Source organism: Agrobacterium sp. LR_9 (genome assembly GCF_041954855.1).
GTDB lineage: Bacteria > Pseudomonadota > Alphaproteobacteria > Rhizobiales > Rhizobiaceae > Agrobacterium > Agrobacterium leguminum.
Genome location: NZ_JAVAYA010000004.1, coordinates 80,511 through 101,618, shown reverse-complemented (window position 1 = coordinate 101,618; position 21,108 = coordinate 80,511). Strand labels below are relative to the sequence as shown.

At 61.1% G+C, this 21,108-nt stretch carries 22 protein-coding genes; 13 read left to right on the top strand and 9 right to left on the bottom strand.

Annotated features, from left to right (window positions below):
• Window positions 1-1,626 (top strand): cisplatin damage response ATP-dependent DNA ligase, encoded by a 1,626-nt coding sequence (locus tag RAC79_RS06855; RefSeq protein ID WP_374996952.1) that lies wholly within the window; start codon window positions 1-3, stop codon window positions 1,624-1,626.
• A 171-nt stretch (window positions 1,627-1,797) separates the two neighbouring features.
• Window positions 1,798-2,763, top strand: coding sequence for a S9 family peptidase (locus tag RAC79_RS06850; protein ID WP_174038897.1), 966 nt, complete (start codon window positions 1,798-1,800; stop codon window positions 2,761-2,763).
• Between the two features lie 85 nt (window positions 2,764-2,848).
• On the opposite strand, the gene RAC79_RS06845 is transcribed toward RAC79_RS06850, so the two are convergent.
• Both RAC79_RS06845 and RAC79_RS06840 read right to left on the bottom strand, forming a co-directional pair.
• The gene (locus RAC79_RS06845) at window positions 2,849-3,631 is read right to left on the bottom strand and encodes a glycosyltransferase family 32 protein (protein ID WP_374996951.1); all 783 of its coding nucleotides are present in this window, start codon (window positions 3,629-3,631) and stop codon (window positions 2,849-2,851) included.
• Window positions 3,632-3,784: 153 nt separating this feature from the next.
• Window positions 3,785-6,526: a heavy metal translocating P-type ATPase gene (locus RAC79_RS06840; protein ID WP_174038898.1), complete on the bottom strand. Its 2,742-nt coding sequence runs from the start codon at window positions 6,524-6,526 to the stop codon at window positions 3,785-3,787.
• A 167-nt stretch (window positions 6,527-6,693) separates the two neighbouring features.
• Between RAC79_RS06840 and RAC79_RS06835 the strand changes: the two genes are divergently transcribed.
• Window positions 6,694-7,602 carry a L,D-transpeptidase gene (locus tag RAC79_RS06835; RefSeq protein WP_174038899.1) on the top strand — a complete coding sequence of 303 codons (909 nt, stop codon included), beginning with the start codon at window positions 6,694-6,696 and terminating at the stop codon, window positions 7,600-7,602.
• 155 nt (window positions 7,603-7,757) lie between these two features.
• The gene (locus RAC79_RS06830) at window positions 7,758-8,483 is read left to right on the top strand and encodes a L,D-transpeptidase (protein ID WP_065654265.1); all 726 of its coding nucleotides are present in this window, start codon (window positions 7,758-7,760) and stop codon (window positions 8,481-8,483) included.
• A gap of 236 nt (window positions 8,484-8,719) precedes the next feature.
• On the opposite strand, the gene RAC79_RS06825 is transcribed toward RAC79_RS06830, so the two are convergent.
• Complete coding sequence (locus RAC79_RS06825; RefSeq protein WP_078051112.1) at window positions 8,720-9,178, bottom strand: MarR family winged helix-turn-helix transcriptional regulator; 459 nt, start codon at window positions 9,176-9,178, stop codon at window positions 8,720-8,722.
• A 192-nt stretch (window positions 9,179-9,370) separates the two neighbouring features.
• On the opposite strand from RAC79_RS06825, the gene RAC79_RS06820 reads away from it, so the two are divergent.
• From RAC79_RS06820 to RAC79_RS06810, 3 genes are all read left to right on the top strand, one after another.
• Window positions 9,371-9,793, top strand: coding sequence for an organic hydroperoxide resistance protein (locus RAC79_RS06820; protein WP_003509379.1), 423 nt, complete (start codon window positions 9,371-9,373; stop codon window positions 9,791-9,793).
• Window positions 9,794-9,901: 108 nt separating this feature from the next.
• Window positions 9,902-10,285 (top strand): MbcA/ParS/Xre antitoxin family protein, encoded by a 384-nt coding sequence (locus RAC79_RS06815; RefSeq protein ID WP_020813119.1) that lies wholly within the window; start codon window positions 9,902-9,904, stop codon window positions 10,283-10,285.
• Window positions 10,245-11,006, top strand: a complete 762-nt coding sequence (locus RAC79_RS06810; RefSeq protein ID WP_162934042.1) for an RES family NAD+ phosphorylase — start codon at window positions 10,245-10,247, stop codon at window positions 11,004-11,006. The genes RAC79_RS06815 and RAC79_RS06810 overlap by 41 nt, the downstream gene beginning before the upstream one ends.
• A gap of 23 nt (window positions 11,007-11,029) precedes the next feature.
• Here the strand turns inward: RAC79_RS06810 and RAC79_RS06805 are convergent, their stop codons facing one another.
• The 3 genes from RAC79_RS06805 to RAC79_RS06795 form a co-directional block, all read right to left on the bottom strand.
• Window positions 11,030-12,544, bottom strand: coding sequence for an ABC-F family ATP-binding cassette domain-containing protein (locus RAC79_RS06805; RefSeq protein WP_174044066.1), 1,515 nt, complete (start codon window positions 12,542-12,544; stop codon window positions 11,030-11,032).
• A 385-nt stretch (window positions 12,545-12,929) separates the two neighbouring features.
• On the bottom strand, window positions 12,930-13,352 hold the full coding sequence (locus RAC79_RS06800; protein WP_003522234.1) for a YciI family protein: 423 nt from the start codon (window positions 13,350-13,352) through the stop codon (window positions 12,930-12,932).
• Window positions 13,353-13,454: 102 nt separating this feature from the next.
• Window positions 13,455-13,901 (bottom strand): MarR family winged helix-turn-helix transcriptional regulator, encoded by a 447-nt coding sequence (locus RAC79_RS06795; protein WP_003522235.1) that lies wholly within the window; start codon window positions 13,899-13,901, stop codon window positions 13,455-13,457.
• A 150-nt stretch (window positions 13,902-14,051) separates the two neighbouring features.
• On the opposite strand from RAC79_RS06795, the gene RAC79_RS06790 reads away from it, so the two are divergent.
• From RAC79_RS06790 to RAC79_RS06780, 3 genes are all read left to right on the top strand, one after another.
• Window positions 14,052-14,780 (top strand): thioredoxin family protein, encoded by a 729-nt coding sequence (locus RAC79_RS06790; protein ID WP_174044068.1) that lies wholly within the window; start codon window positions 14,052-14,054, stop codon window positions 14,778-14,780.
• Between the two features lie 26 nt (window positions 14,781-14,806).
• The gene (locus tag RAC79_RS06785) at window positions 14,807-15,301 is read left to right on the top strand and encodes a DUF1579 domain-containing protein (RefSeq protein ID WP_020813114.1); all 495 of its coding nucleotides are present in this window, start codon (window positions 14,807-14,809) and stop codon (window positions 15,299-15,301) included.
• Window positions 15,302-15,399: 98 nt separating this feature from the next.
• Complete coding sequence (locus RAC79_RS06780) at window positions 15,400-16,179, top strand: VOC family protein (RefSeq protein WP_065654260.1); 780 nt, start codon at window positions 15,400-15,402, stop codon at window positions 16,177-16,179.
• 40 nt (window positions 16,180-16,219) lie between these two features.
• Here RAC79_RS06780 and RAC79_RS06775 read toward each other — a convergent pair whose 3' ends face one another.
• Entirely contained in the window at window positions 16,220-17,116 is an 897-nt protein-coding gene (locus RAC79_RS06775) for a LysR family transcriptional regulator (RefSeq protein WP_174038902.1), read from the bottom strand.
• A gap of 122 nt (window positions 17,117-17,238) precedes the next feature.
• Here RAC79_RS06775 and RAC79_RS06770 point away from each other — a divergent pair, with 122 nt between their 5' ends.
• Entirely contained in the window at window positions 17,239-17,961 is a 723-nt protein-coding gene (locus tag RAC79_RS06770) for an SDR family oxidoreductase (RefSeq protein ID WP_142843903.1), read from the top strand.
• 12 nt (window positions 17,962-17,973) lie between these two features.
• Entirely contained in the window at window positions 17,974-18,324 is a 351-nt protein-coding gene (locus tag RAC79_RS06765; RefSeq protein WP_078051105.1) for an Atu4866 domain-containing protein, read from the top strand.
• Between the two features lie 54 nt (window positions 18,325-18,378).
• Here the strand turns inward: RAC79_RS06765 and RAC79_RS06760 are convergent, their stop codons facing one another.
• The gene (locus tag RAC79_RS06760) at window positions 18,379-19,950 is read right to left on the bottom strand and encodes a helicase HerA-like C-terminal domain-containing protein (protein ID WP_174038903.1); all 1,572 of its coding nucleotides are present in this window, start codon (window positions 19,948-19,950) and stop codon (window positions 18,379-18,381) included.
• A 314-nt stretch (window positions 19,951-20,264) separates the two neighbouring features.
• Here RAC79_RS06760 and RAC79_RS06755 point away from each other — a divergent pair, with 314 nt between their 5' ends.
• Window positions 20,265-20,657 carry a hypothetical protein gene (locus RAC79_RS06755; protein ID WP_065654256.1) on the top strand — a complete coding sequence of 131 codons (393 nt, stop codon included), beginning with the start codon at window positions 20,265-20,267 and terminating at the stop codon, window positions 20,655-20,657.
• 7 nt (window positions 20,658-20,664) lie between these two features.
• Here RAC79_RS06755 and RAC79_RS06750 read toward each other — a convergent pair whose 3' ends face one another.
• A complete protein-coding gene (locus RAC79_RS06750) occupies window positions 20,665-21,096 on the bottom strand; it encodes a helix-turn-helix domain-containing protein (protein WP_065654255.1) in 432 nt (143 codons plus the stop codon).
• Between the last annotated feature and the right edge of the window lie 12 nt (window positions 21,097-21,108).

Sequence of the window (21,108 nt, the reverse complement as noted above, 5' to 3'; positions counted from 1 at the left end):
ATGAAAGCCTTCGCCACGCTGCTCGACCGCCTCGTTCTCACCCCTTCGCGCAACGGCAAACTGAAGCTGCTGACCGATTATTTTCGCGATACGCCCGATCCAGACCGAGGCTACGGGCTGGCGGCGATTGCCGGCACGCTGGACCTCAAAAGCGTCAAACCGGCCCTGCTGCGCGAATTGGTCTTGGAGCGGATGGATGAGGTTCTGTTCCGCTATTCCTATGATTATGTCGGCGATCTGGCCGAAACCATTTCGCTGGTCTGGGGCAATATCGGCGGAGCGGATGATTCCGAGGCGCAGGACCCGCGCCTCGGCGACGTCGTGACACTGATGAATTCACTCGGCCGCACGGAGGTAAGCGGCGCGGTGCGCGATCTTCTCGACCGGCTCGATACATCCTCGCGTTTCGCTTTCCTCAAACTCGCCACCGGCAGCCTGCGCATCGGCGTTTCGGCGCGGCTGGCCCGGCAGGCGCTGGCGGATTTTGCCGGCAAAGACATCACCGAAATCGAGACCCTCTGGCACGGGCTGACGCCGCCCTATACGCCGCTTTTCGCATGGCTTGAGGGGAAGTCCGGGCGGCCGGTGCTGGCCACACCCGCCATCTTCCACTCGGTGATGCTGGCAACGCCGGTGGCGGATGGCGACCTCGATGCGCTGGACCCGGCCGATTACGCCGCCGAATGGAAATGGGACGGCATTCGCGTGCAGCTCTCCCGCGCAGGCGCCACGCGAAAACTCTATTCCCGCTCCGGCGACGATATTTCCGGCGCCTTTCCCGATGTTCTGGAGGCAATCGATTTCGAAGGCGTAATGGATGGTGAGTTGCTGATCGGCGGCACAGCGCGCTCCAACAATCTCACCCGCACCTTTTCCGACCTGCAGCAGCGGCTGAACCGCAAGTCTGTGACAGCGAAGATGCTGGATGACTATCCCGCCTTCATCCGCGCCTATGACCTGCTGTTCGAGGGCGAGAGCGATATTCGCGCCGAAAGCTACATGGAGCGCCGCGGCCGCCTGTCGGATATTATCGAGCGCGCGCCGCATGATCGTTTCGACCTCTCGCCGCTGATCGGCTTTTCCAGCTGGCAGGAACTCGACACGCTGCGCGCCGCCCCTCCCGATCCGGTGATCGAGGGCGTGATGATCAAGCGCCGCGACAGCGCCTATCAGGCCGGCCGCGCCAAGGGGCCATGGTTCAAGTGGAAACGCGATCCCTATAATATCGATGCCGTGATGATGTATGCGCAGCGCGGCCACGGCAAAAGGTCGAGCTATTATTCCGATTTCACCTTCGGCGTCTGGGCGGAAGGCGAGGATGGCGAGCAGCTGGTGCCTGTTGGAAAGGCCTATTTCGGCTTCACCGATGCGGAGCTGGAGGTGCTGGACAAGTTCGTGCGCGACAACACGATCGAGCGTTTCGGCCCGGTGCGGGCGGTGCGCGCCACACCGGATTTCGGCTTCGTGCTGGAGGTGGCCTTCGAGGGCATCAACCGTTCCACCCGCCACAAATCCGGCGTCGCCATGCGCTTCCCGCGCATTGCGCGGCTGCGCGCCGACAAGCTGCCGGCGGAGGCGGACAGGCTCTCGACGCTGGTGGCGATGATCGATGGCGTGGAAGCGTAGGGTGCCTTGGCCGCCCCTTATCCTCCGTGACAGGCGCGGAAACGGGGAAGACGCTGTCCAGAAATTGCCATGATGGCTGCGAATACATTGTTGTCATTCGCGAATCCGTGATTGGACAGCCTCCCGCCGCAGTGTTGAACTGCTGTTACAACCATCCCTTCAGGTGACCATATGGCAGACAAACGCTTTCTTTCCTCAGCCTTCGGACAGGAAGAGAGCGGCGCCATCTTGCCGGGCCTGACCCGGCGAAGCCTGCTGGCCGGCGCCATGGGGCTGTCAGCGGCTGCATTTTTGCCGCTGCGTGCGAAAGCGGGCGTTGCCGCGCCCGAGGTTTTGCCGCTGGAGCGGCAGGATTATGCGGAGGCACGCAAACGGTTCCACACCCATCTCTTGCGAAAAATGGCTGCACCGGAAAAATCCTCTGCGCTCGGCACGCCGCCCGGGGCGGAACGTGTCACCTATCCCGGCGGGCCGGATGGCTCCATCGAGCTTGTCGCCTGGCTCTCCCACTACCAGCCGTCAAAAACGCTGAAGCCCGCCGTACTTTTCCTCCATGGCGGCAACGCCACCGGAGACGGCCATTGGGCGCTGATGAAGCCCTATTGGGAAGCGGGCTATGTCGTGCTTCTGCCGTCCTTCCGTGGTGAAAACGGCCAGAGCGGCAATTATTCCGGTTTCTATGACGAAACGGCGGATGCGCTGGCGGCGGCCACCTATCTGGAAAACCTTCCCGGTATCGACAGAAACCGCTTCTTCATCGCCGGCCATTCCAATGGTGGCACGCTGACGCTTCTGGCCGCCATGAGCCGCAGGTTCCGCGCCGCAGCACCCATCTCCGCCGGCGTCAATTCCTGGCGTTATTTCAACCGCTATAGCGACGAGATCTGTTTCGACGAGACCGACGAGCGCGAATTCATCATGCGCTCCTCCGTCTGTTTCGGCCCCAGCCTCAAATGTCCGGCGCTGCTTCTACGCGGCACGGAGGAGCGGCCTTTCGATGCCGATCACCAGCTTTTCGTGGATCGCGCCCTGACATCCGGCTTCAAGGTCGACAGGAAGCTGTTGCCCGGCACCCATAACGGCGTGGTGCCGCATGCGGTCGAGGAAAGCATCCGCCTTTTCAACGCCTTTGTTTGAAATGCGAACTGTGCCGCTGTTTAGGAACGTCTGAGGTTCAGGAGCACGTCCGGTAAAACCGCTTCGCACGTTTGCCGCAGATGCCCTAGTTCTTGACGATGGACGTCTTTGCCTGCTCCGCCCACCATGCGCCGTCTTTTTTGTCGGCATATTGGGCGCGCTTATTGGTGAACTGCCCCTGGGTGCACATTTCGCGGTAATTGCGGACCGGCAGGCCGAGCTCCTTGACGACGGCATGCACCACCGTCGGGCCGGTCATGTCATAGACGCTGGCGAGCGTTCCATCTTCGATATTCTGGGAAATACGGTCGGCCATCAGCCTGAGCGCCGGGTGGTCGGGCCTGGAGGCCATGAAGTAATTCGTGATCTCGCCGCTTTTCATGGCGATGAAAACGGCCTCTTCCTGCGGATCGATCACATCCTCGGGGCGGGCCGCAAAATTGGAATCGATATCGAGATAGATGCCGCCTTCCTGCAGAAGCACCAGAATACGCCAGAAATCCGCCTTGGCGGCGCCCACCTGCAGGCGCCGGAAGGCGTCGGCGTACCGTCCGGGAAAATGCCGGTCGATATAGGTCTGGCACGCCTCGTCATCATGGTAGCGATATTCGAATTCCGGCGTCAGCCAACGGTTGAACAGGAAATTCGCATAGATCGGCGTCGTTACCCGGTTGGAGTAATTCGTCTGCCAGATGATGCGGGGAATGGCCTTTTCCGATTTCGGGCTGCGTCTGGCTGGCTGATATTGCGGAAGCGTTTTTCTTCTGCCGGGCCGGATGAACAAATCGATGGAAAAGATGACCTTGACGATGTTTCCACCGATCTTGATCGCGCGGTACGCGATGCGGTTATAGCCATGCTTTGCCAAGTTCAGCGCTCCTGCGCGTGGAATCGATTGTCACGCACGTGGAAACGGCGGTACGCGGTATTTATTGGACGCAATTAGTTTGTCAATATGCCGTAAATGAGACGGCCGGGCCTCGATTGACGAGACCCGGCCGTCTTGCATGCGAATGGAATGTCAGCCCTTGTTGCGGTTGAAATAGCCGAGCAGCCGCATGGCATTGGCGGTCACCAGAACCGTCGCGCCGGTATCGGCGAAAACGGCGAGCCACAGGCCCGAAACGCCGGTGACGGTGGTGACAAGGAAGACCGCCTTCAGGCCGAGCGCGATGGTCACGTTCTGGCGGATATTGCTCATGGTGGCGCGCGACAGGCCGATCAGGCGGGCGGCGTCGCCGACATTGTTGCGCATCAGCGCGGCGTCCGCAGCTTCCATCGCCACGTCAGTGCCCGAACCGATGGCGACGCCGACGCTGGCCGCCGCAAGGGCCGGCGCATCGTTGATGCCATCGCCCACCATCACCACGGTCTTCTTTTCGGCAAGCTTGCGGATTTCCTCGACCTTGTTCTGCGGCAAGAGTTCACCGCGCGCTTCAAGGCCCAGCTTGTTGCCGATGGCACGCGCCGTGCGGGCATTGTCACCCGACAGCATCAGCGAGGAAATGCCCATCTCCTTCAGCGCTTTCACGCCTTCCGCCGCATCCTTGCGCGGCTCATCGCGCATGGCGAAGAGGCCGCTTGCCGCCCCGCCTACTATCACGACAGCCACCGTCTTGCCTTCGCTTTCCAGTGCGGAAATGCGATCGGCCAGTTCCTTCGAGAGGGTGCCGACTTCCGTTGCAAAGCGCGGTGCGCCGATGAACAGGTCTTTCCCGCCGACATTGCCCTGCATGCCGCGACCGGAAATCGCCTTGATGTTGGAGCCGGGCAGGGGCTTCACGCCCAGCTTTTCGGCATGATTGACGATGGCGCGGGCGAGCGGATGGCTCGATTCGTGCTCGATTGTTGCGGCTTGCGCAATCAGCTCGGCCTCGTTGCCGTCCAGCGCCACCACGTCGGTCACGACAGGTTCGCCGAGCGTCAGCGTGCCGGTCTTGTCGAAGGCGACGGTTTCGGTGCGCGCCAGCATTTCGATGACCGCGCCGCCCTTCACCAGCATGCCATGGCGTGCCGCTGCCGAAAGGCTGGAGGCGATGGCGGCGGGAACCGAAATGACCAGCGCGCAGGGGCAACCGATCAGCAGCAGGGCGAGACCGCGATAAATCCACGTATCCCAGTCGCCGAGGCCGACAAGCGGCGGCACGATGATGGTGAGCACCGAGATCGCCACGATCAGCGGCATGTAATAACGCGAGAAGCTCTGGATGAAACGCTCGGTCGGCGCACGCGCATCCTGCGCTTCCTCGACGAGCGTGATGATGCGGGCAATGGTGTTGTCTTCCGGTGCGCGGTCGACGCGGATGCGCAGCGAGCCGTCATGGTTGATCGAGCCGGCAAAGACGCGTGCGCCCTTTTCCTTGGCGACGGGAATGCTCTCGCCGGTCATCGGCGATTCATCGACGCTCGACTGGCCTTCCATGACAACGCCATCGGCGGCGATGCGGTCGCCGGGACGCGCCACGACCACCTGGCCGATGCGCACCTGATCGGCCGCGACCTGTCGCAGCGCGCCGTTTTCCTCCACCAGAGCCGTTTTCGGCAGGAGCGAACCGAGCGCCTTGATGCCCGAGCGGGCGCGGGCAGCCGCGAAACCTTCCAGCAATTCGCCGATGGAGAAAAGCAGCACGACGATGGCCGCCTCTTCCGCCTCGCCGATGATGATCGCGCCGATGGCGGCAATCGTCATCAGCATTTCGATGGTGAAGATCGCGCCGCAACGGGCGGCGTTGAAGGCGTTCTTCGCGATCGGGAACAGCGTGACCAGCGTGGCGATGATGAAAGCGTAACCGCCCCATGCCGGGAAGCTCAGTTCCGCCGCATAGGCGATGGCGACGAGAACGGTGCCGGTGAAGGTGTTGCGCGCCTTTGCAGTGCGCCACCACGCGCCTTTTTCATCCGCGCCATGGGCGTGCCCCACTTCCGCGCTCTGCACTGCAGCCGCCGGAGCGGAGCCATGCGAATGGCCCGCATGGTCGTGGCCGGAATGATCGTGACCAGAATGGTCATGCTTGGAGTGGTCATGATCATGCCCGCCGCAGGACGCGTGATCGTGTGCGGAATGGTCATGCCCCGAATGGTCATGATCTGAATGATCATGGTCGTGGTGATGGCCGCCGCATGACCCGTGATCATGGTCGTGATTGTGATCTGCGGCCTTTTCTCGCGCGGTCTTTTCCTGCGGCAGCAGGGCCGGCTTGAAACCGAGTTTGCGCAGCGTGTCCTCGATTTTTTCGACCGGGGTTTTGCTCTCGGCAAGCGAGAGGTTCAGTCTTTCGCGCGCAACGGAAACCTTGACGTCGGCAACGCCGGGCAGGCGGGAAAGCGCGGTCTCGATCTTGGCGGCGCAGCTGCCGCAATCCATGCCGCCGACCGAAAAGGTCAGCGCATTGCTGCTGTCGGCGCTCGCTCCGGTATCGGCATGGTGGCCGCCGCAGGACGAATGATCGTGGTCCTCATGGCCGTGGCCGTGATGATCCGCTTCGACTTTTGCGCGGGAGACTTTTTCCTGTGGCAGCAAAGCGGGTTTGAAACCGAGTTTGCGCAGCGTGTCTTCGATTTTTTCGACCGAGGTTTTGCTTTCGGCCAGCGAAAGGTTCAGCCTTTCGCGTGCAACGGAAACCTTGACGTCGGCAACGCCCGGCAGGCGGGAAAGCGCGGTTTCGATTTTCGCCGCGCAGCTGCCGCAATCCATGCCGCCAACGGAGAAGGTCAGTGGCTCCCCGTCTTTGCCCTTGATGTTTATGCCTGTCGAAATATTCATGGTTTCCGCTCCTGAATTCCAGTCGACAGCCAATCTGGCACCTCTAGCAACTAGAGCTTCAAGAGCAAAAATGCGGTTTTTCGATTTTTTTTGAAAAACTGACGCCAGCCTCGCGCCAGCCGCGCGGTCCATCATGCCGGCAGATTGGATTCCATGAAGCGGTTCAGATGATAGCACTCCTTTTGAAAAACGGTCGCCGGGCGGCCTCTCTGGCGGGGCTTGCCCTGCTGCCTCTCATGAGCGGCTGCCTTTTCGTGACGGATACGACCCGGATGGACCCGGATGTTTTCGTCAGGGAAACGGCGCCGGTATTCAATTTCAACTCCGTCAGCTCCAATCGTCAGCCGGAACTGCCGCCGCAGCCGGGCCAGCTTTCCACGCGCCCGCCGGATCTGTTCAGAACCCGCTTCCATCAGGAATACGGTCCGCCGGTGCGCGGGCAGGGGCTGCAAGCCCCGCAGGTGCAGGGTTATAACGCGCAGCAGCCGCAGGGTCAGGCGATGGCCTATGGCCTGCCTGTCTCCAATCCGCTGCACCGGGTCATGTATGGCCCGATCCGCGATGAGGACCGCTCGCTGCCGGCCATTCCCTATGGCCGCATCGATCCGCGTTATCTGAGGCAGGAAGTGAGCTACCAGACGGCGGAAGCCCCCGGCACGATTATCGTCGATACCAGACAGCATTTTCTCTATCTCGTGCAGTCCGGCGGCAAGGCGATCCGTTACGGCGTTGGGCTGGGGCGCGACGGTTATGCTTGGTCGGGCCGTGGCAAGATCCAGTGGAAGGCGAAATGGCCGCGCTGGACGCCGCCCGATGAAATGGTCAAGCGCCAGCCGGAGCTCGCCTCCATCTCCGCCGCCAATGGCGGCATGACGCCCGGTCTCAACAACCCGCTCGGCGCGCGTGCGCTTTATATCTTCAAGGATGGCAAGGACACGCTTTACCGCGTGCATGGCACGCCGGACTGGCAATCCGTCGGCAAGGCGACGTCCTCCGGCTGCGTGCGCATGCTCAATCAGGATGTGATCGATCTCTACGAGCGTGTGCCGCAGGGGGCGCAGATTGTGGTTATCTGAACACGTTCTAAAAGAAAGAGATATTGGACCCATTCCGCCAGCGCCTTGTGACTGGCTTTTAGCGGTCGGTTAACTATTTTCGCAATACGCATGAAACGGAACAAATGACGTACAACGGCGATATAGCCGTTCGAAATGTGGGACAAACCGGCCTTATGACAAGCACCGACACAGATCTTTCCAGACGCACCTTCCTTTCCCTTCTCGGCATCTCCTCCGCTTCGCTTCTCGCAGGCTGCGCGTCGTCGGGCACGGGAGACGCCATTCGCCAGCAGGCAAGCGCCATCGGCAGCGATTTTCGGCAGATGTTCTCGCCGGGCGTCAGCGATGCGGAACTGGCCGTCATGTACGGCTCGGTTGAGGATGGCGGTTACGTCATTCCCGCCGTCCCCTATCAGAAAATCGACCGCCGTTATTACCGCCAGCGGGTTGTCGACCCGACCGGCGAACGTCCCGGCACCGTGGTTGTGGATACGCGCTCGCGCTTCCTTTATGTGGTGGAGCAGGGCGGCAGCGCCATGCGTTATGGCGTCGGCATCGGCCGCGAAGGTTTCGCCTGGTCGGGCGAGGGCGTCATCCAGTGGCGTCAGAAATGGCCGAAATGGACGCCGCCGGACGAAATGGTCGCCCGCCAGCCGGAACTGGTCAAATATTCCTCCAAGAACGGTGGCATGCCGCCGGGCCTGAAGAACCCGCTCGGCGCCCGCGCGCTTTATATCTTCCAGAACGGCAAGGATACGCTCTACCGTCTGCACGGCTCCCCGGAATGGAACTCCATCGGCAAGGCCGTCTCCTCCGGCTGCGTGCGCCTGATGAACCAGGATGTCATCGATCTTTACGACCGCGTGCCGCAGAAGGCGCGTGTGGTGGTCTGGCAGTAAGCCGGACTTCCCTTGCATAAGAAGGCGGCCTCTGGGGCCGCCTGGTGTTGCTCCGGGTGGCGAAACCATGGGCGAAAATGTCTCATCCGCACACCGTCACCCCGGACCTGATCCGGGGTCCAGCGCGATCAAGTCCTTGATCGCAAAAGACTCTTTCACGGCGCAGACGCGCCGTGGCTGGATGCCGGATCCAGTCCGGCATGACGTGGAAATGTTGCGCCCTGTTTTTTTCGAGATCACTGACGGCTTAGATTGTCCTTCAGCGCATTCACCCGGTCGCGAATCTGCACCAGCTCTTCCAGCCCGCAGCCGGTGGCGCTGCCGATTGCCGCCATGATCTTCACGCCCTCTTTTTTGAGGTTCGCGCCCTTCGGCGTCAGAGCCACCAGCACCTGCCGCTCATCCACCGTGCCGCGCTTGCGGGTAATCAGCCCCGCATGTTCGAGCCTTTTCAGCAGCGGCGACAGCGTGCCCGAATCGAGGCCCAGCATTTCGCCGAGCGCCTTGACGGTGGATGTCTCTTTTTCCCATAGCGCCATCATGACGAGATATTGCGGATAGGTGAGCCCGATCGGATCGAGCAGCGGCTTATAGGCGCGCGTGAAGGCGTGTGCCGCGCCATAAAGGGCAAAACATATCTGCTGGTCCAGCCTCAACAGGCTTTCCATCTTCTTCTCGTCGCCCTCTGCGTCCATTTTCCTGCTCCAAAATCAACCGGGAAGGGAACAATCAGCCCCCGCTTTCGGTTCCTGCCGCATGGATGCGCGGCGAAATTTCGTGAAAATTATCGCAAAAAACAAAATCTCATTCAATGTGCAAAACTATATTGCGCACAATTTAATTGTGCGTTATAAGATGCCCAACACCAACCCGAAGGAGTAAATGCCATGCCCATTCTCTACACGACCAAAGCATCCGCCACCGGTGGCCGCGCCGGCAACGCCAAGTCGGAAGACGGCGTTCTCGACGTGACGCTGACCGTTCCGAAGGAACTGGGCGGCGATGGCGCCCGTGGCACCAATCCGGAACAGCTTTTCGCAGCCGGTTATTCCGCCTGCTTCCTGGGCGCGCTGAAATTCGTTGCCGGCAAGGAAAAGGTAAAGATTCCTGAAGACACCACTGTGACGGCAACCGTCGGCATTGGCCCGCGCGAAGACGGCGGCGGCTTCGGCATCGAAGTGTCGCTGAAGGCCAATATTCCGGGCGTTGAGCGCGAAGTCGCCGAAAAGCTGGTTGCCGCCGCTCACATCGTCTGCCCTTATAGCCACGCCATGCGCACCTCCACGGAAGTGCCGGTCTCGGTGGCCTGATCCAATTCGCGTGAGTAAGCTATATGAACAATGGGGCCGGGTTCATCCCGGCCTTCTTGTTTTCAGAAAGAAAAATGCTATATTCTTTCCAAGGAAAGGATATGCGCCATGAATATTCACGCCAAGAGCGCCATGGATCCGGCTTCGCAGGGCAGGGTCGTCACCAAGGCCGTTATCGCCGCCGCCGAGCGGTTGGGCCTGAATGCCGCGCGCACGGCCGATATTCTCGGCGTTTCCGCCCCCACCGTGTCGCGCATGAAACGGCTCGATTTCCTGCTGGAGCCGGGCGCCAAATCCTTCGAGCTTGCGGTGCTGCTGATCCGGGTTTTCCGCTCGCTGGATGCGATTGCCGGCGGCGATGAGGCCGTGGCGAAAAACTGGCTGCGCAATCACAATGTTGCGCTGAACGCCGTGCCTGCCGACAAACTGACCACCATTACCGGATTGATCGATGTCCTCTCCTATCTGGACGCCCGCCGCGCTCCTGTCTGAAAAACGCGCCGTATCGGGAAAATACTGGCGGCTGGTGGAAGCGCAGCATCAGGTCTCCACCATGAAACTGGTGGATACGGTGGAGGAGCAATCGCTGCTGGAAGATATTCTGGAGACGAGCAAGCGGCCGTTTCCGCCGGAATGCGCCGGTTTCGATTATCTTCTCGCCACGCCCTTCCGGTATGGAGCCGCCTATCCGCATGGTTCGCGCTTCCGCCGCGCGGGCTATACCGAAGGCGTTTATTACGCCGCCCAGAAGGTGGAGACGGCGCTAGCCGAAATGGCCTTTTACCGGCTGCTGTTTTATGCCGAATCGCCGGGCACGCCGCTGCCCGCCAATCCCGCCGACTATTCCGCCTTCGCCGCCCGTATCGCTACCGATGCGGCGCTCAACCTGACGAAACCGGAACTGAGCCGGGATGCTCGCCTGTGGACCGATCTGCAAAATTACGAGCCATGCCAGGCGCTGGCCGATCAGGCGCGTCTGGCGAAGATCGAGGCTATTCTCTATCGCTCGGTACGCGACCCCGCCGGCGGCCTCAACATCGCGGTTCTGTCGCCGAAGGCTTTTGCCGCGAAGACACCGGTGGAACGGATGAGCTGGCGTATCCACCTGTCGAAAACGGGGGTGCAGGCGCTCTGCGAATTTCCGATGCGCAGAACGGGTTTTGCGGTTTTGGATTTCGCCGGCGATCCACGCCTCGCCAGCCTTTTGGGCTGACGGGCGTTTGCTTCTCAAGTCCATCAGGCCGAGGCGAAAAACCCTTCCGGATCATCGACTTCCACCAGCCTGCGCTTGTCGATCAGCCAGAAGCGGGTTCCGACAGCCCGCACGAAACTCCTGTCATGCGAGACGAACACGCAGCTGGCTTCGCGGCTGATGATTTCCGCCTCCAGCGCTTCCTGCCCCTCAATATCCAGATGATTGGTGGGCTCGTCCAGCAGGTAGAAATTCGGCTCCGCCAGCCGCAGCGCCAGCATGGCAAGCCGCGCCTTCTGCCCGCCGGAAAGGGCGGCGATGCGGCGTCTCTGCATTTCCATGTCGATCCCGGCGCCCGCGAGCAGGCCGTGGATGCGCTGGTCGCCAATATCGAAGCGGCGGGATAGCAGTGAAACGGGCGTGCTGTCGTCATCGATCTCGGCGAGCGACTGGTCGACATATCCGGCCACCAGCGAGGGCGTGGCCTTGATGCCCTCCTGTATCTGGCCTGCGCCCGATACAGCCGCCTGCAGAAGCGACATCAGGCGTGTCTTGCCGACGCCGTTGCGGCCGAGAATGACGATGCGGTCCCCCTGACGGACAAATTGCCGGCCGGTGCGAAACAGCACTGTCGCGTCTGGCGTCGAGACCGGCACATCTTCCAGAGTGACCAGAACCCTGGCATGGGTGCCGCGATTGGCGAGCTGGATCTTGCCGGCGGATCGCTCGGTATGGGCGGGCCGCGCCTTCTCCTCGATCTTTTCCGCCCGCTCACGCAATTGCTTGGTCTTGACGGTCAGAAGATCGCTGCCGGAATTGATGCCGATATTGTTCAGCTTGGCGGCCTGACGGCGCAATTGCTGGGCGGTTTTCATGTCGCGCTGGAAACGCCGCTCATCGGCGGCATCCTCTTCTTCCAGCACCGCCCGTGCGTGGCCATAGGGCAACCGGAACAGCGCCGAATTTTCCGGCCGCAGGAACAGCGTGCTCCTGGTGACATTGTCGAGAAAGGCGCGATCATGGCTGACGATGATGACAGCCGTATCGCGCGGCAATTCACCGAGCCAGTTTTCCAGCACATTGATCTTTTCGAGGTCGAGATGGTTGGTCGGCTCGTCGAGCAGCAGCACATCCGGCTCGGTGATCCACGCCCGCGCCAGCATGGCAAGCCTCTGCCAGCCGCCGCTCAATTCTTTCAGGCGGCGCTCCCGGAACGGCTCCGGCACCAGCATGGCGTCGAAAATAATGTCGGCGCGCCAGCTCTCGCTGTCGACCGTATCCGCCGGCAAGGCGGAAAGCACGGCGTCCCGCATCGTCCGTTCCATCAACGGGGCGGGCAGATGCTGGTGGACGATGGACTGCGTCAGTCCGCGCAGCCGGGTGATATCGCCGCTGGTTGGCTCCATGTCACCGGAAAGGCAATGGAGAAGGGTGGATTTGCCGCAGCCATTGGCGGCAACGATGCCGATGCGGTCTCCCGCATTCACCGTGAGGCTGAGACTGGAAAAAAGCGGCTTGCCCAGAATGATTCCGAGGTTTCGAAGCGTGATGATGGTCATGAAGTCGTCTCTGGCAAGACGGACCCGTTGACGAACCTTGGTCTGCCGCAGGCAGTACGGGGTTTCGGTTTGGGGTGATCCGTCGTGAAAACATGCGCAACGGCAGACAAGCTGCATTCTGCGCGGCCTTTTGGGCAAACCAGAGTGTTGGTGTTCCGGTCAGCCCTGCAAACGTGTCCGCAGGGCAAAAAGGTGGCAGAGCTGACGATTGCGCCAGAAGCAGGAAATATCCATGCGAAGCCTCCTTTCTTGAAACGGGTTGAACCGCTTCACCATTAACAGCGGCGGTTGTTCGAGGCAACGGCTTTTGCAATGGCAGGCGGTGGGGGAGAATGCGGCAAGCCCGCACTCTCCTGTTTTAATCCGGCGCTCGGCTGAGCGGCCTTTATTGCTTCGCGACACGCGCGCGCAGTTCTTCGACATGCGCGGCGATTTCCGGCGTTACGGCGTCGCCGAAGTCTTCCATTTCGAACATCGGGCGGATTTCGATTTCGCTGCGCTCCAGCATCGGGTTCGGGCAGCGTTTCACCCAGGCCACGGCCTCGTCCATGTCCTTCACAGTCCAGATCCAGAAGCCGGCGACCAGCTCGTTGGTGTGCGGGAAGGGGCCGTCGATCACCGTGCGGCTGTCGCCGTCGAACACAACCCTCTTGCCCTTGGAGGAGGGATGCAGGCCGTCGCCGGATTGCATGATGCCGGCATTGACCAGTTCCTCGTTGAATTTTCCCATCGCCTCGATCAGCTCGGTCGTGGGCATGACGCCGTCTTCGCTGCTTTTGGTGGCTTTTACAAAAACGATTGCACGCATGATCATTCCTCCTTGATTGCGCTTTCTTCGTAGTGTCGCTCCCCGGCACGACGGCCGGATGACATTGTCGCCGACAAAAGTGGCGCCATGCCGTCAATCCTGTCAGCCGAGGTCGATAAGGTCACGGCGCAGCCGGTCGGGGTCGCCGCTGCCGATGCGGGCTTCGATTTCGGCATGGGTCTGTTCCCAGATGGGAAAGGCGGCGGCGAGCACGGCCATGCCGTCCGCCGTCAGCCGCAGCCGCTTGCCGCGCTTGTCCTTCGGGTCCTGTTCGATGCTGACCAGCCCGCGCCGCTCCAGCGGCTTCAGCGCCGCCGTCAGCGTCGTGCGGTCCATGGCCAGAAGATTGGCGACCGGTCCCATCGGCGGCGGCTCCGGCCGGTTGAGCGACATCAGCAGCGAAAATTGTCCATTGGTGATCCCAACCGGCTTCAGCGCATTGTCGAACAACCGCGCCAATGCCCGTGCGGCGCGCTGCGCATGCAGGCACAGACAGGCATCCCGCACGAAAAGAGTTGTCGAAAAAGGAATCACGCTGGCGTTTGACATGGGATAAATATGTTGATATCAACCTAATTAGTCAAGCGGAACTTGATGTCCCCGCAGACTGTTTATTGACTTTCAGCACAGAAATAGCCGGCGCCCACCGTCAAAGCGGGGCGGTGCCGTGGTGAAAGACGGATCCAAGGAGGAAAGATCATGTCTCATCCCGTCGTTTCGAAAGAGGAGTGGCTTGCGGCCCGCCGCGATCTGCTGGTGAAGGAAAAGGAACTGACCCGCGCCCGTGACAGGCTGAACGAGGCCCGGCGTGCGCTGCCCTGGGAAGAGGTGACGAAGGATTATATCTTCGATGCCCCTTCCGGCCCCAAATCGCTGAAGGAACTGTTCGGCACCTGCAGCCAGCTCATCGTCTATCACTTCATGCTGGCGCCGGACTGGGAGGAGGGCTGCGTCGGTTGCTCCTTCTTTGCCGATCATGTCGACGGCGCGCTGATCCACCTCAAGCATGGCGATGCGGGTTTCGTTGCGGTTTCGCGCGCGCCGCTTGAGAAGATCGAAAGCTACAGGAACCGGATGGGCTGGAAATTCCCCTGGGTTTCGGCCGAAGGCAGCGATTTCAACTACGATTATCAGGCCTCGTTCCGCGACGAGGACATGGCCAAAGGTGAAATCACCTATAATTACCGTGACATGGCGCCCTATGGCGACCTGAAGGACCTGCACGGTATCAGCGTTTTCGCCAAGGGCGACGACGGCAAGATCTACCACACCTATTCCACTTACGCCCGCGGCGCGGAACAGACGCTCGGCACGCTGATGCTGCTCGATCTGGTGCCAAAAGGCCGTAACGAAGAGGAGGTAATGGATTGGGTGCGCCGCCACGACCAGTATGAGGAAGCGCCGAAGGCGGCAGCCTGCTGCCACTGAAAACGGACGACGAGGAGGAAACAACAATGGAAATGGAAATCGCCAAGCCGCAGAAGGAACATGAGTTCCTCAAGAGGATCGTCGGAGACTGGGTCATGACCTCCAGTTCCGGCCATGAGGGCTACGATGCCGACGACCCGTCGCAGCAATTCACCGAGACCGTCCGCTCCGTCGGTGGCTTGTGGATCATCGGCAACGGCACCGGCAAGATGCCCGACGGCACGGATATGACGGCTGTGATCACGGTCGGTTTCGACCCGGCCAAGGGCAATTTCGTCGGCACCTGGGTAGGGTCGATGATGACCAATCTCTGGGTCTACAAGGGCTGGCTGGAAGAGGACGGCAAGACCCTGACGCTGGAAGCGGAAGGCCCCGCCTTCGACGGTTCCGGCCGCACCGATACCTATCACGACGTGCTGGTGCTGCATGACGACAATCACCGCAGCTTTTCCGGCAGCGTCAGGCAGCCGGACGGCACATTCAAGACCTTCATGACATCGGAATTCCGCCGCAAGGCCTGAGGCCCTGCGAAAATTCATCCGAAGACCGCCGGCGCCGCCGCATCCTGCGGCGGTCGCTTGCCGAAACACACCCGCCAAACCCTCCATAGGAGACGACAATGTCCGATACACATGGAAAATTCATCTGGGTCGAGCTGATGACGCCCGACATGGAAGCGGCAGCCCGCTTTTATGGTCATGTCGTCGGCTGGCAGACCAAGGATTTCGGCTCGCCGGAAATGCCCTATCTGGTGCTGGAGGCCGATGGCAAGGGCATGGGCGGCGTCATGGAGCTGACCGACGAGCACAAGGGCCAGGGCATTCCCCCGAACTGGACCGCCTATGTCGATGTCGACGATGTGGACGCCACGGCGAAACAATTCGCCGAAAAGGGCGGCGCGGTCAGACGTCCGCCGCAGGATATTCCCGAAATCGGCCGCTTCGCCGTGGTCGCAGATCCCTTCGGTGCGGTGCTCTGCATCATGACGCCGCTGCCGATGGAAACCGGCGGTTTCCCCGAGGATATGCAGGAAAAGCAGGGCCATGTCGGCTGGCACGAGCTCTTTACCGATAATGTCGACGAGGCCATGGCCTTTTATGGCGATGTGTTCGGCTGGACCAAGGACCATGATTTCGACATGGGCGACATGGGCCCGTACCGCATCTTCGCTTATAAGGGCAAGGCCGTCGGCGGCATGATGAAACGCATGCCGCAGGTTCCCGTCTGCCATTGGGGTTATTACTTCAATGTGGACGGTATCGATGACGCCATCACCCGCGTCAGCACCGGCGGCGGCCAGGTCGTCAACGGCCCGATGGAGGTTCCCGGCGAAAGCTGGATCGTCAACTGCGTCGATCCGCAGGGCGCTTATTTCTCGCTGGTTTCGCAGAGGAAATAGCCCTGTTTTCTAACGGTCTGCCGGGGCTCGCTCCGGCAGATTACCGCTCTCTCGACAGGCGGACGTGATCGATGAAGGCGCGCAGCTTCGGCGCAAGATTGCGGCGGCTGGGGTAATAGAGATAAAATCCCGCAAAGCTCGGGGAATGGTCTTCCAGCATGGAAACGAGCTGCCCGCTTTCCAGATAGGGGCGGAACGTCTCTTCCATACCGAATGTGATACCCGCACCGGCGCAGGCCAGCTTTATCATCAGCTGCATGTCGTTGGTGGTGAAGGCCGGCTCCACCGCCACCGCGAATTCGCGGCCGTTTTCCGCAAATTCCCACCTGTATGGCGCCACACCCGGACGCGGTCGCCAGCCGATACACCTGTGCCCTATCAATTCGCGGGGCTGCGCCGGCAGGCCGAAGCGGTCCCGATAGTGCGGCGAGCAGACGGCGAGCTGCCGCTGCGGGGCGGAAACCGGAACCGCAATCATGTCTTGCGCGATCAGTTCTCCAAGACGCACGCCGGCATCGTAATGTTCGGCGACGATATCGAATTCTTCATCCGTCACGACGATGTCAAGCTGCACTTCGGGGTGCATGTCCGCAAAGCTCGCCAGCAGCGGCCCGGATAAAAAACGCTCGGCGATCGAGGAAACCGCAAGGCGCAACTGCCCGCGCACGACACCGCTGAGGGAAGACGCAGCATTGGCTGCCTGGACGAGATTGCCGATGGATGGCGACACATCCGCATAAAGCTGCTGTCCCGCTTCCGTCAGGCTGACGCTGCGCGTCGTGCGCTGCACCAGCGCTATTCCCATCGTTTCTTCAAGCTTGCGGATGGTCTGGCTGACGGCGGAGCGGGTTACGCCGAGCCTGTCTGCAACGGCGCGAAAGTTGCGCTCCTCGGCAACCATGCAGAATGTCGAAAGCGCGTTGAGATCGATGTTCATTGGTTAGAAATTCTACCCATTGAGGTTATGATTGAGGCAGTTATCACGACAATGCACAAGCTTTATCTTCTCCGCAATGGCCGCTTCCAGAAAAAGCCGGCCATGACACCAAGGAGAAAGCCATGACATTGAATAAAGTCGTTCTCATCACAGGTGCATCGAGCGGGATCGGTGAGGGTATCGCAAGGGAACTGGCCGCGGCCGGGGCGAAGCTGGTACTGGGCGCGCGCCGCATGGACCGCTTGCAGGCGCTTGCCGAAGAATTGCGCGGCAAGGGCGCCGAGGTCGTCATCCAGCCGCTGAACGTGACCGACAGACAGAGCGTCGAAGCCTTTGCGGAGGCAGGGCGCAAGGCCTTCGGGCAGGTCGACGTCATCGTCAACAATGCCGGCATCATGCCGCTGTCGTTAATGTCGTCCCTCAAGGTCGACGAATGGGACCGCATGATCGACGTCAACATCAAGGGCGTGCTTTATGGCGTCGCCGCCGTTCTGCCCGAGATGACGGCCCGCGCGTCCGGCCACATCATCAACATCGCCTCCATCGGTGCGCTCGCCGTTTCGCCTACCGCTGCCGTTTATTGCGCGACGAAATTTGCGGTGCGGGCGATTTCGGACGGGCTGCGGCAGGAAAACCGCGACCTGCGGGTCACCTGCATTCACCCCGGCGTGGTGGAAAGCGAACTTGCCCACACCATCACCGATCCCGCCGCTGCGGAACTGATGCAGACCTATCGGGCCATCGCCCTAAAGCCCGACGCCATCGGCCGCGCGGTGCGCTACGCCATCGAGCAACCCGACGATGTGGACGTCAATGAGATTGTCGTCCGCCCCACCGCCGCTTAAGGAGGATTGGCAATGAACATTGTTTCGACATCTGTTGCGCTTCTGCTCGCAACGGCTTCCACCGATACGGGCTCCAGCAAAACGAGCAACGCCATGGACGTGAATATGACCGAAACGTCTCAAACCCGGAACCACCCCTATATCGGCATGTGGGTCACCGGCGATGGCCATATTCGTCAGGAACTTCTGCCCAATGGCCGGTATGACGAGGCGCGGGGCAACCGCAAAAGCGCCTATCAGGGGCGGTATGAGGTGAAGGGAAACCATATCGACTACTGGGACGATACCGGCTTCACCGCCGACGGCGAATTCGTCGACGATGTGCTTTATCACGGCGGCATGATCTTCTATCGCCAGAAGTAACGCCCCGCCAATCACGCGCCACCCGCCCCATCGAGGTCGGGTGGCGTATCTGTTTTATCGCTTCAAACTACCGAGAATCCCGCGCACGATGGCGCGGCCGACAGAGGTGGCAACGGAGCGGGCCGCGCTTTTCATTGCCGCCTCGATCACCGTTTCGCGCTGGTATCCGGTCTTGCGTGCACCGCCATTGCGCGAGCCGGTGGAGGCCGGTGCAGGTTCTTCATCGCCGAAGCCGGGCAGGCGCCAGCGGCCGGAAGCGCTCTCGGACTGGCTGGCGGCGTTTTCTTCCTCCGCACGTCTGGCAGCTTCTGCATCGGCAGCCTTCTGGGCACGGGCGGCGAGGATTTCGAAGGCCGATTCCCGGTCGATATCCTTGTCATATTGCCCGGCGACGGGGCTCACATCGATCAGGGACTTGCGCTCCGCATCGGTGAGCGGCCCAACACGGCCGGATGGCGGGCGTACCAGCGTGCGCTCGACGATGGAGGGAGCGCCCTTGTCGTGCAGGGTGGAAATCAGCGCCTCACCGGTGCCGAGCGTGGTGATGGTGTCGGCGGTGTTGAAGGCCGGGTTCTGCCGGAAGGTGTCGGCCGCGGTGCGCACCGCCTTCTGCTCGCGGGGCGTATAGGCGCGAAGCGCGTGCTGCACGCGATTGCCGAGCTGGGCGAGAACGGTTTCCGGCACGTCCAGCGGGTTCTGCGTCACGAAATAGACGCCCACGCCCTTGGAGCGGATAAGCCGCACGACCTGTTCCACCCGTTCCACCAGCACCCGCGGCGCATCGTTGAAGAGCAGATGCGCCTCGTCGAAGAAGAACACCAGACGCGGCTTTTCCGGGTCGCCCACTTCCGGCAGCTCTTCAAACAGTTCCGAAAGCATCCAGAGCAGAAAGGTGGCGTAAAGGCGCGGGTTCATCATCAGCCGGTCGGCGGCGAGAACAGAAATCGTGCCGCGCCCATCCGCGCCCACACGCATGATGTCGGCGATCTTCAATGCCGGTTCGCCGAAGAAATTCGCCGCGCCCTGCTGTTCCAGAACCAGCAGCCCGCGCTGCAGCGAACCGACCGAGGCCTTGGAAATCAGGCCGAACTGGTTGGAAAGCTCGGTTGCGTTTTCGCCCATATAGTTCAGGAGTGATTGCAGGTCCTTGAGATCGAGCAGTGGCAGCCCGCCCTGATCTGCGATCTTGAAGGCGATGTTGAGCACGCCTTCCTGCGCTTCCGAAGCATCCATCAACCGGGCAAGCAGCAGCGGCCCCATCTCGGCGATGGTGGCGCGCACGCGATGGCCTTTTTCACCGTAGAGATCCCAGAAGATCACCGGCGATTTGCCATAGGCAAAATCGGTGAAGCCAATCTGCTCGGCGCGTTTCTGCACCCAGTCCTTGGCTTCGCCCTGCGCGGCGATGCCGGAAAGGTCGCCCTTGATGTCGGCGCAGAAAACCGGCACACCGGCCTTGGAAAAACCTTCGGCCAGAACCTGCAACGTCACGGTTTTGCCCGTTCCCGTCGCGCCGGTGATGAGGCCGTGGCGGTTGCCGAATTTCAGCTCCAGATATTCGCCCTTGTTCAGGCTGTCGTCCGGATTGCGGCTGGTCCCGATATAGAGCTGTCCGTCCTGCAACATCGACCATTTTCTCCTGCGGCTGGTGCATGACCCTTAAAATCGCGATGGATTTTGCAAAAGTCATGTCCGAATTTAAAGCGTAGCTGGCATGCGATGACCGTTCCTCGCGAAAGCGGCCTTTTCATAGTTTGGTTGTGATGATCTTATAAGGACAGTTTCAAGGCGCAACAACTGCTTGATGGCGATGAAGAAAAACCGCTTGATGAAAGTTGCCGCACCTGACCCTGGCCGCTTGAATGCGGCATGATATTGTTTTACGTTGACGTTAACGTCATTTATTCGATGTTGGCGTCGTTTTTCAACAGGAGGCAAGAATGAACGAAGTCGTGAGCCAGATCGCCGAGAAGGCGGGAATCAGCCCCGAACTGGCCGAAAAGGCCATTGGCATGATTCTCGGTTTTCTCCAGCGCGAGGCTGCAGACGGCCCGATCGCCCGCATGATCGAAGCCATTCCCGGCGCCAGCGAACTGGTGGCGCAATATAATGGCGAAGGTGCCGGCGGCGGCGGTCTGCTCGGCGGCCTGATGAGCGCGATCGGCGGCGGCGGCATCATGGGGCTGGGCCAGCAGCTGATGAGCCAGGGCCTCGGCATGAGCGAGATTTCCACGCTCGCCAAGGAAACCATCTCCGTTGCCCGCCAGCATGCGGGTGATGAGGTTGTCGATCAGGTGATCGCCTCGGTTCCGGGCCTCAGCCAGTTCGCCTGAGGCGAAACTACTCCATAGCGGGGCGCGGCGGCTGTTCGTTGAACAGGCGCCGCGCCTCTTCTATTTCGGCATGGTGCGTTTCCGCCCATATCCACACGCCGCAAAAGGCGCTGCCCAGCGTGCGGCCGAGGTTCGTCAGGCCGTAATCCACATGCGGCGGAATAACGGGATGCACGGTGCGGCGCACCAGCCCGTCGCTTTCCATCTGCCGCAGCGTTTTCGTCAGCATCTTCTGGCTGATATTGCCGACCAGCCTGCCGATCTGCGTGAAGCGCAGCGTGCCATGCTCTTCCAGCACTTCCAGAATGAGCATCGTCCATTTGTCGGCCACCTTGGCAATGATGTCCTGAACCAGCGCCTCTATTGCCGGATCGGTATCCGCGGGCGGCGGAACCTTGCGCCGGCTTTCGATGGCCGGGTCGGCGGGGTGCCGTTTCATCTTACACTCTCC